Origin of the sequence: uncultured Shewanella sp., assembly GCF_947495455.1 — a bacterium.
Classification (GTDB): Bacteria; Pseudomonadota; Gammaproteobacteria; order Enterobacterales; family Shewanellaceae; genus Shewanella.
The window spans coordinates 1-2,084 of sequence record NZ_CANLZC010000209.1 but is presented as its reverse complement, the minus strand read 5'-3'; the positions used below and the strand labels follow the sequence as shown (position 1 = coordinate 2,084).

1 protein-coding gene and 2 tRNA genes are annotated in these 2,084 nt (G+C 42.2%); 1 reads left to right on the top strand and 2 read right to left on the bottom strand.

All coding sequences use genetic code 11. The annotated features are described in order from the left end of the window. Positions 1 to 131 precede the first annotated feature (131 nt). A tRNA-Ala gene (locus Q0791_RS24750) sits at positions 132 to 207 on the bottom strand. 105 nt (positions 208 to 312) lie between these two features. Further along, the gene (gene gltX / locus Q0791_RS24745; RefSeq protein WP_299011930.1) at positions 313 to 1,722 is read right to left on the bottom strand and encodes a glutamate--tRNA ligase; all 1,410 of its coding nucleotides are present in this window, start codon (positions 1,720 to 1,722) and stop codon (positions 313 to 315) included. Between the two features lie 286 nt (positions 1,723 to 2,008). Between gltX and Q0791_RS24740 the strand changes: the two genes are divergently transcribed. After that, a tRNA-Val gene (locus Q0791_RS24740) sits at positions 2,009 to 2,084 on the top strand.

Here is a 2,084-nt window from a genome sequence, read left to right as displayed (position 1 = left end):
TCCCCAAGGGGATTCGAACCCCTGTTACCGCCGTGAAAGGGCGGTGTCCTAGGCCTCTAGACGATGGGGACCCGGACTGTAATTTTATACTCTTTCACATGAGTCTATCTTTTTACCGATTAAAGTAAAAATGGTGGAGCCTAGCGGGATCGAACCGCTGACCTCAACACTGCCAGTGTTGCGCTCTCCCAGCTGAGCTAAGGCCCCACTTAACAATTAAAACACTTTTGAATCCATCACGACTTTCGTGACCCTGTGTCTCAACTGCGTGGCGCATTCTATGCAGCAGACCCAAAAGTGTCAACTCGTTTTTTAGGAATTTATTCTATTTGCTACAAATTCAATCGCTTTGGATATTCTTTGTTCAGAACGTTCTCGTCCAACAAGAAATAAGGTTAAATCAACAGCAGGAGACATGCCAGCTCCGGTCACCGCTACTCTTAACGGCATACCCACTTTCCCCATTCCTACTTCTAATTCCGCAGCTGTCGCCTCAATCGCTTGATGTATCGACTCAAGATCCCATTCCACTAAAGCAGACAATTTTTGCTGAATAAGCTTTAGCGGCTCCATTGCAACGCCTCTTAAATGTTTCTTAGCGGCATTTTCATCAAATTCATTGAAGTCTTCAAAGAAATAACGACTCGAAGCCGCCATTTCTTTCAATGTTTTTGCTCTTTCAGATAAAGCAGACACAATGTCAGCCAAAGATGGGCCTTGAGAAAAGTCAATCTTCTGATCATGCATATGCCATTCTAATTGTTTAGCGACATATTCAGGAGAAAGCGACTTCATATAATGCTGATTCAACCAAACCAGTTTCTCAGTATTAAAAGCCGATGCCGCCTTATTAATATCATCTAGCTTAAATAGCTGCTTCATTTCTTCAATAGAGAAGACTTCTTGATCCCCATGAGACCAGCCTAAGCGTACTAGATAATTTAATAAGGCTTCAGGTAAAAACCCATCATCGCGATATTGCATGACACTAACAGCACCATGACGTTTTGATAATTTAGCGCCGTCATCACCTAATATCATAGCAACATGGGCATACTCAGGCACTGGTGCACCTAATGCTTTAAGGATATTAATTTGACGAGGCGTATTATTAATATGATCTTCACCACGAACCACACATGTGATCCCCATGTCCCAATCATCAACAACCACACAGAAATTATAGGTAGGTGTACCATCTGTACGGGCAATAATGAGGTCGTCTAATTCTTCATTGGCAATTTCAATTCGACCACGAACATGATCATCAAAAATGACACTTCCATCTGTCGGATTTTTAAAACGAATGACAAAAGGTTCATCGGTTTCTCTCGGCGCCTTATCACGGCAACAACCATCATACTTTTGGCGTTCACCTTTTGCTTCTTGCTCTTCACGCATTAATTCAATGCGCTCACGAGAGCAATAACATTTATAGGCTGTCCCCTGCTCTAACATTTGCGCAATAATTTCATTATAACGTTCAAAACGCTGAGTTTGATAATATGGCCCTTGATCCCAGTTCAGCCCCAACCACTCCATCCCTTCTAAAATGGCATCACAAGCTTCTTGGGTTGAACGTTCAATATCAGTATCTTCAACTCTTAATACAAATTCACCTTCATTTGCACGAGCGTGTAACCATGAGTAAAGTGCTGTTCGAGCGCCACCAACATGAAGAAAGCCTGTTGGACTAGGAGCAAAACGTGTCTTAGTTGTCATAATGGGACAATAACCTATATTGAAAAGTCTAATAATTAGACGGTACTGATAAATGAAAGTCCTATTCTACCAGCCAAAATGATAAAAAGAAAAAAGAAGCATCATCCATTGCCAAATTTAGAACATAAGAAAAAATTGATTTATCCCTCTTAACTTATAACAATCAGCACAAAGACTTGAGTGACAAAGCAACAAACAGCGCAAAATTAAGGCGAGTAGGCTTTTTTATCGAAAAAAGCGTTGACACTCGAAGCGCTCCCCCTATAATACGGCCCCAACACAGCGAGGTCGATTAGCTCAGCTGGGAGAGCACCTCCCTTACAAGGAGGGGGTCACTGGTTCGAGCCCAGTATCGACCACCA

Excerpts from the sequence above, each read along its gene's own strand:
- gltX (WP_299011930.1), bottom strand. The coding sequence starts at position 1,722 with ATGACAACTAAGACACGTTTTGCTCCTAGTCCAACAGGCTTTCTTCAT.